9 protein-coding genes are annotated in these 6,444 nt (G+C 67.3%); 3 read left to right on the top strand and 6 right to left on the bottom strand.

Annotation, left to right across the window (positions count from 1 at the left end; translation table 11 throughout):
- Window positions 1–452 precede the first annotated feature (452 nt).
- From LB513_RS23555 to LB513_RS23545, 3 genes are all read right to left on the bottom strand, one after another.
- Window positions 453–1,283: an aldo/keto reductase gene (locus tag LB513_RS23555; RefSeq protein WP_224665879.1), complete on the bottom strand. Its 831-nt coding sequence runs from the start codon at window positions 1,281–1,283 to the stop codon at window positions 453–455.
- A 106-nt stretch (window positions 1,284–1,389) separates the two neighbouring features.
- Window positions 1,390–2,022, bottom strand: a complete 633-nt coding sequence (locus LB513_RS23550; RefSeq protein WP_224665878.1) for a PQQ-binding-like beta-propeller repeat protein — start codon at window positions 2,020–2,022, stop codon at window positions 1,390–1,392.
- A 33-nt stretch (window positions 2,023–2,055) separates the two neighbouring features.
- The gene (locus LB513_RS23545; protein ID WP_224665877.1) at window positions 2,056–3,276 is read right to left on the bottom strand and encodes a helix-turn-helix domain-containing protein; all 1,221 of its coding nucleotides are present in this window, start codon (window positions 3,274–3,276) and stop codon (window positions 2,056–2,058) included.
- Between the two features lie 130 nt (window positions 3,277–3,406).
- Between LB513_RS23545 and LB513_RS23540 the strand changes: the two genes are divergently transcribed.
- The 3 genes from LB513_RS23540 to LB513_RS23530 all read left to right on the top strand — a co-directional run bounded on the left by LB513_RS23540 (window position 3,407) and on the right by LB513_RS23530 (window position 4,850).
- Window positions 3,407–3,556, top strand: a complete 150-nt coding sequence (locus tag LB513_RS23540) for a hypothetical protein (protein ID WP_224665876.1) — start codon at window positions 3,407–3,409, stop codon at window positions 3,554–3,556.
- Between the two features lie 12 nt (window positions 3,557–3,568).
- Complete coding sequence (locus LB513_RS23535) at window positions 3,569–4,318, top strand: DUF899 domain-containing protein (RefSeq protein ID WP_224665875.1); 750 nt, start codon at window positions 3,569–3,571, stop codon at window positions 4,316–4,318.
- A gap of 295 nt (window positions 4,319–4,613) precedes the next feature.
- Entirely contained in the window at window positions 4,614–4,850 is a 237-nt protein-coding gene (locus LB513_RS23530; protein ID WP_224665874.1) for a hypothetical protein, read from the top strand.
- 134 nt (window positions 4,851–4,984) lie between these two features.
- On the opposite strand, the gene LB513_RS23525 is transcribed toward LB513_RS23530, so the two are convergent.
- Genes LB513_RS23525 through LB513_RS23515 form a run of 3 tightly spaced genes read right to left on the bottom strand, consistent with a single transcriptional unit; the run spans window position 4,985 to window position 6,443 of the window.
- On the bottom strand, window positions 4,985–5,389 hold the full coding sequence (locus tag LB513_RS23525; RefSeq protein WP_224665873.1) for a periplasmic heavy metal sensor: 405 nt from the start codon (window positions 5,387–5,389) through the stop codon (window positions 4,985–4,987).
- Entirely contained in the window at window positions 5,386–5,829 is a 444-nt protein-coding gene (locus tag LB513_RS23520; protein ID WP_224665872.1) for a hypothetical protein, read from the bottom strand. Before LB513_RS23520 ends, LB513_RS23525 begins: the two co-directional genes overlap by 4 nt.
- The gene (locus LB513_RS23515; RefSeq protein WP_224665871.1) at window positions 5,826–6,443 is read right to left on the bottom strand and encodes an RNA polymerase sigma factor; all 618 of its coding nucleotides are present in this window, start codon (window positions 6,441–6,443) and stop codon (window positions 5,826–5,828) included. Before LB513_RS23515 ends, LB513_RS23520 begins: the two co-directional genes overlap by 4 nt.
- Between the last annotated feature and the right edge of the window lies 1 nt (window position 6,444).

The following is a 6,444-nucleotide window of genomic DNA, read 5'->3' as shown; positions in this document are numbered from 1 at the left end:
GCTGACCTTCATCATCCTCCAACCGCGCGTTCAGCGTCCGATAGACGTATGTGTATCCATCAGCCTACCGTCATCGGGCAGCTTTGAATTGACGCAATGGGCAGGCCGGCGGGACAGCGCCCCCCTCTGTCCTGCCGGACATCTCCCCCACGAGGGGGGAGATCAGAACTTCATCGCCTGCGTCAATATTGACCGCTGCAAGGAGAGCGCGGTGGCAGAGCTGCCAATCTCCCCACCCGTGGGGGAGATGGCCGGCAGGCCAGAGGGGGGCGCCGTAGGGCACCAACCTCGATCATCCCACAGCATTAACCACGCCGGATTGCGCGGCCATTCCCTCGCCAGCGTTCTTCTCTGAGCCGAAGACAAAGACGGACGGGCCGGCGGGACAGCGCCCCCCTCTGTCCTGCCGGACATCTCCCCCACGAGGGGGGAGATCGCAGCTTATTCGGCCCTTAAAACAAAAACGACGCCGTAGCGGGGTTGGGTCCGCTTCTTCCGCTCGCCGAATCCATGCCTCGGATCGTCTCGAGATCCTGGGCGTCGAGTTCGAAATCGAAGACGTCGAAATTGGCCGCAATTCGCTCTTGGTGGGCCGATTTCGGGATGACGACCAGCCCTTCCTGCAAGTGCCAGCGGATCATCGTCTGGGCGGGGGATTTGCCGTGCTTGCGGGCGATGCCTGAAATGGTCGGGTCGTCCAGCAGCTTGCCGCTGCCGAGCGGGCTCCAGCTTTCGGTGCGGATATCGTGCTTCGCGTGAAATGCCCTGAGCTCGCGCTGCTGGAACCGGGGATGCAGTTCGATCTGGTTGGCGACGGGCGTCACCCCGGTTTCCCCGATGATGCGCTCGAGATGATCCTGGTTGAAGTTCGACACGCCGATCGAACTGATACGGTCGGCCTGCTGCAGCTCGATGAGCGTCTTCCACGCCTCGACATATTTGCCCTGGCTGGGCACCGGCCAGTGGATCAGGAACAGGTCGAGCCGCTCGATGCCGAGCTTGCTCATCGTGTCGTCGAAGGCCCGAAGTGCGGCATCGCGCTGGTGCGCGCCGTTGCGCAGCTTCGAGGTAATGAACAGCTCGCCCCTCGGCACGTCGGCGTCGCGGATCGCCTGCCCGACGCCCTCCTCATTATTGTAGCCCTCGGCGGTATCAATCAGGCGATAGCCTGCGGCGATCCCCCAGGATACGACTTGCGCGGTAACGGCCGGATCGACCTGCCAGACGCCGAGCCCGAGCTGGGGAATGGCTGTGCCGTCGTTCAAGGCGATCTGTTCGGGCATCTCAGGTCCTCTGCGAATGATGTCCGGGCGGCCGCCCGGTGCAGAGCTATCTAGGTCCGATGGCGCGCCACGGCCAGTCGATAGAGCATGAATCCGCCCGCTCGGCTCATTTCGGCCGCCGCACCGCCCGCACCACGCCGGTGGATGTGCTGCCGCAGTAGAGGCGCTCGCCACCGTCGGATTCCAGCCCCGAGACGCCCATGCCGGCCGGCATGTCGAGCCGCTCCAGCAGCTTGCCGGTCTTGGGGTCGACCCGGCGCAAATCGCTCTCGTCGCCTTCCCAGGTGGCGTGCCACAGCTCGCCATCGACCCAGGTCACCCCGGTGACGAAGCGGGTGGATTCGATGGTGCGCAGGATTTTTCCGGTCTCGGGGTCGATCTGGTGGATCTTGCGCTCGCGATATTGCCCCACCCACAACGTCCCTTCGGCCCAGGTCAAGCCGGAGTCGCGGCCGCCGCCGGGCGCGGGAATGGTGGCCAGCACCTGGCCGTTGTCCGGGTCGAGCTTATGGATCCGGTCGCCGGCGAGCTGGAAAAAGTGGTGCCCGTCAAACGCCGTTCCAGCATGGGCCGCGACATCGATGGTGCGCAGCGTCCGCCCGCTTTCCGGGTCGAAGGCATTCAGCCTGTCGCCGGAAGCGAACCAGACATTCTCGCCGTCGAAACTCACCCCATGTATGCTCTTCACACCCTCGAAGGGTCCATATTCGCGCAGGATTTCGGCCGGTGAGTGCTTCATGTCTTGATCCTCGTTGATGGTCGTCCCGCCTTCCTAGCCGTTCAGCCACGGCGCCGGGAGTAACAAGGCCGTCGTGAAACCGGCCACCGGCGGCGTCATCCAGCGGCGCGCCCGCCCGTGTCCGAACGACTGCGCCTTACCGGCCTCCGCGAGCTCTTCCAGCGCTCGCTGCACGCTGCGCTGGCCGGTGCCGAGCGCCAGCGCCAGTGCCGAGCTCGACCAGGCTTCGCCGTCCGCCAGAAACGCCAGAACCCCGGCGTGCCGCTCCTCGATCGGCCGCGCCAGCACCGCCACCTCTCCGGCCCCGTGCAATACCAGGGCGAAGCCGCGCTTGGTCGCGTCGATGCCTGCGAACCCGTTCAGCTCGGCGCGCAGCCGGCCGATCTCGACCCGCAGCCTGGCGCGATGCGACTCATCGGCATGCCGCCCGCCAAAGGCCCTCGCGATCAGCCCGGCCCGCGGCACATCCCCCGGCCATGCTTCCGCCAGCGCGCGCGCCAGTGCGAACAGCACCGGCCGCGTCGCCAGCGACACCGCCCTGTCCTGACGACGTACGGCATGATGGAAGGCGTCGACGACGAGCGCGGGCGACGCCCGCAGCACTTCGACCACCTCGAGCAGCAGCGCGCGCTCCTCGCCCTTGGCGATCAGCCGCGCCGCCGGCATCTCAAGCGCCAGCAAGGCGCTGTCCACCTCCGCCATCAAAGCGGCAATGCCGGCCTCGCGGGCGGCATGGCGCGCCCATTCCAAAGCCCGGCGCGCCGGTCTTGTTCTCAGGCGCCGCATGGCGATGCCGGCGACGGCCAGTTCGTGCGCGGCCCGCGAGGCCGGCGGCAACGGCGCCGGATCGAGGTCCGCCAGTACATGCTCGGCCTCGTCGAGCCTGCCGATCAGAAGCAGGCGCCGCACCTTGAGGTGCCCGGCATGCGCCGCATTCAGCCGGTCGCCATGCTTCTCCAGCGTCGTCCGCGCCGCGTCGAGCGCCTTGGCCGGCCAGCCGAGGTCACGCGAGACCAGGGCGATCTCGGCCTCCGCGACAACGCATCGGGCCCGCGCCACCGCCTCTCTCGGACCGAAGGCGCGCGCCGCCCGGCGCAGCAGCGCTTTGGCGCGATCGAGATCGCCGAGCTGCGCCATCGCAATGCCGCGCAGCGCCAGCGCCGGCGGATCGTCGCGCAGGGCGACGCGGTCGAGCGCGCCCAGCGGATCGCCCGAAGCCAGCGCCAGCCCGGCAGCCGTGATCAGCGAGTCCATTCAAATCCCGTCACACTTGTAACTCCCACCCAGGCGCGGCCTCTCGCTAGCTTAGGCCAGTACCGCCAACCGCCAAGCCGCTCCGGCCAGCAACCTGCATCGGCCCGCGCGGCACGCCAAGGAGAAAACGATGACCGATACAGATCAAGCACCTGGCGCCGCCGGCCGGCCCAGCCACCCCTGCTGCGCCGGCCCAGCCGACGCCGTTCAGGCCGCGCCTGCCCCCGGCAAGGATGGGTCGCGCCAGGCATCGCCCGGCGACAACAAGACAACGCCATAACTGGAGAAGACCATGAACGAGCAAGTAGCAATGAAGACACCGCCGATCGTTTCGCGAGAGGCGTGGGATGCCGCGCATCAGGAGATGCTGGTCAAGGAGAAGGCAACGATGCGCGCCCGGGACGCGCTTTCGGCCGAGCGCCGTCGCATGCCCTGGCTGGAAGTCGACAAGGACTATGTGTTCGAGGGACCCAACGGCAAGTCGAGCCTGCTCGACCTGTTCGAGGGCCGGCCCCAGCTGATCGTCTACCGCGCCTTCTTCGAGCCTGGCGTCTATGGCTGGCCGGACCACGCCTGTCGCGGCTGTTCGCTCGGCGCCGATCAGGTCGGCCACCTCGCCCATCTCAACGCCCGCAACACCACGCTGGCCTACGCCTCGCGCGCGCCGCAGGCCGATATTGCGCGGCTGAAGCAGCGGATGGGCTGGGAGATGCCCTGGTATACGATCACGGACAGTTTCGACAAGGATTTCGGCGTCGACGAATGGCATGGCCACAACGTGTTCTTCCGCGACGGCGACCGGGTGTTCCGCACTTACTTCTTCAACAATCGCGGCGACGAGCAGTTCGGAACCGTGTGGAGCTATCTCGACGCAACGCCGCTCGGTCGTCAGGAGGTTTGGGAGGATTCGCCGGAAGGCTATCCGCAGACCCCGCTCTATTCCTGGTGGAACTGGCACGACAATTACGATGCGGGTCCCGACAAGAAATGGGCCGAAGTAGCCGCCGCCGGCGAAGCGGCGTTCCGCGACAAGGGCGAGTAGCGAGTCTGACCGCCCTGGGCTCCGCAGGGGTGGCAGGGCAATTGCATGGTCCCGAAGCCTTGCGCCCTATGAAGACCCCCCAACCCCTTACCCCTCCCGACAAGGGGGAGGGAGACTTGGCAGGCGCTGATTTCAGGACTTGCCAGGGTTCATGCCCGACCAAGAGTCATGCCGCGCGGCAGCGTCCCCTCCCCCTTGTGGGGAGGGTTAGGGTGGGGGTCCTCCTGGCAGGAATCCCGATAGTCAGAGCTGGCAACGAACAACCCGGCGGGTAGCGATCATCAAGGACAAGACAATGAGCGACATCCAAACAAGCACCGGCGGCGAAACGGCCAACCGAGGCATTGCAGACTGGCTCTGCCTGGCCGCAGCGCCGACCTTTGCCCTGATGGCGCTGCTCTCCTGCTTCCAGGCTGGAGACGTGACCATGTGCATGAGCGCCTCGCCTCTCACAGGCATGCCCGCGATGTATCTACTGATGAGCGCCTTCCACCTGGCGCCTTGGCTAAAGATGCTATCCGGCCGGCACTAGCGGCCATACATCGGCGATCATCCGGACCCCAGGACCACGCCAACAGCCAAGTGACCGTCCTGAAGGCGGGGCTGTTACCGCAAGCGCCTGCATGGCGCTGGCTTCGAGTGCGCCCGGCACGCGGCCGGCTCGGCTCAGCCTCCCGACGCGGGCTTCGCGTTGACATTTTTCAGGGCGCTCAGGAGATAGTCCTGCATAGTCGCCTGCAACTTGGTCGTGGCGGTGCGCACCGCCGCCATCGCGTCCTTCACCGCCGTTTCGTCGAAGGGCCTGGCCTTTTGCGCCGCCACCAGATTGGCGCGAGCCGTGCGCAGGTCGCGCAGCGCCTGGAAGGTACGCGGCCGGTTTTCGCGCAACACGCCGCGGAACGCCTTGCGCACCTCCGGAGGATAGTCGTCGGCAATCTCCGACATAAGCATGCGTGCCGCCGTGCCTTGCCGAAGGCCATGCATGGCATAACCGACCAGGAAGAAATTGACGGCCAGCGACAGCGCGAGCAGCAGCAGCATTGCCGTCCATATCCAGGAGCGCTTCGTCAAAGCGAGCCCTCCTCTGCCGGATCGGCGGCGATGTCGGCCCCGCCATTGCCGGTGAGCCGCGCACCGGACGCCAGCGCCAGAAGCTCCGAATCCTGCAAATCGTCCTGCAGCCCCGCCGCCTGGTAGCCGGCAAGCGTGGCGGCGACGAGAAGGGCTGCGCTGCAGGCGGCCAGCCCTGCCGGCGCAAGCAGGAAGCGCGGCAGAAAGGAGGAGCGCGCCGAGGCGCCGTCGATGCGGGCCAGCACCGTGCGCGCCAGCGCCTGGTCGTCGCCTTCGATCAGTGTCGCTTCGAGCACAAGCCGGTCGAGCGCGGCATCATCGTCGTCGGGGCCTGCCCCGGCCGCCATCAGCGCCAGCGCCTGCTGCCGGAAGGGCGCCGGCCATGACTCGACCGCGTCACCGAAGCGTCGCCGGTGTCGTTCGAATTCGTCCCGTGTCATGTGGGCTTCCTTTCGCGGCCCGCGGCCGCCATTGCCATATGATCCCTGAGGGCGCGCCGGCCGCGCACAAGCAGTTGCTCGGCCGAACCGGGGCTGGCGCCCATCACCTCGGCGATCGCGACGACATCGAGGTCGCCGACAGCCCTCAGCAGCACCGCCATGCGCTGTCGCTCAGGCAGGCGCGAGAGGCCTTCGCGCACGATCGCCAGTTCCTGCCGCGCGGCTGTCGTCGCCTCGGCGTCGGCGTCCGGCGAAGCGACATGATCGCTGATGTCGTCGAGGCCGACGAAGCCGCGCAATGCCCGGCGCCGGCGCTGGTCGATGCAGCGATTGGCGGTGATCCGGTAGAGCCATGTCGAGGCCCGGGCCCTGGCGGGATCGAACCGGGCAGCCTGTTTCCAGACAGTCACGAACACCTCCTGCACCACATCCTCGGCGTCGCCGGCATTGCCGAGATAGCGCGCGGCGAACGCCCGCAGGCCGCGTCCATGCCGGGCGATGAGCTCCGACAATGCGCCCTGGCTTCCGGCTGCGATGCGTGCCAGCAGTTCGTCGTCGCCACGGGCGCCCTCATGCGACACGGCGGCAGGCACCTGTCGGCCTGGCGAATCCAAA

The organism is Mesorhizobium sp. ES1-1, from assembly GCF_020164785.1.
Lineage (GTDB): Bacteria > Pseudomonadota > Alphaproteobacteria > Rhizobiales > Rhizobiaceae > Mesorhizobium.
The sequence above is the reverse complement of the archived record's forward strand: the minus strand, read 5'-3'. Positions and strand labels throughout refer to the sequence as shown.

What these genes read in the sequence shown, in the direction of transcription:
- LB513_RS23530 (WP_224665874.1), top strand. Translation starts at nt 4,614, where the DNA reads ATGAGCGACATCCAAACAAGCACCGGCGGCGAAACGGCCAACCGAGGC.
- LB513_RS23555 (WP_224665879.1), bottom strand. Translation starts at nt 1,283, where the DNA reads ATGCCCGAACAGATCGCCTTGAACGACGGCACAGCCATTCCCCAGCTC.
- LB513_RS23540 (WP_224665876.1), top strand. Translation starts at nt 3,407, where the DNA reads ATGACCGATACAGATCAAGCACCTGGCGCCGCCGGCCGGCCCAGCCAC.
- LB513_RS23535 (WP_224665875.1), top strand. Translation starts at nt 3,569, where the DNA reads ATGAACGAGCAAGTAGCAATGAAGACACCGCCGATCGTTTCGCGAGAG.
- LB513_RS23520 (WP_224665872.1), bottom strand. Translation starts at nt 5,829, where the DNA reads ATGACACGGGACGAATTCGAACGACACCGGCGACGCTTCGGTGACGCG.
- LB513_RS23545 (WP_224665877.1), bottom strand. Translation starts at nt 3,276, where the DNA reads ATGGACTCGCTGATCACGGCTGCCGGGCTGGCGCTGGCTTCGGGCGAT.
- LB513_RS23550 (WP_224665878.1), bottom strand. Translation starts at nt 2,022, where the DNA reads ATGAAGCACTCACCGGCCGAAATCCTGCGCGAATATGGACCCTTCGAG.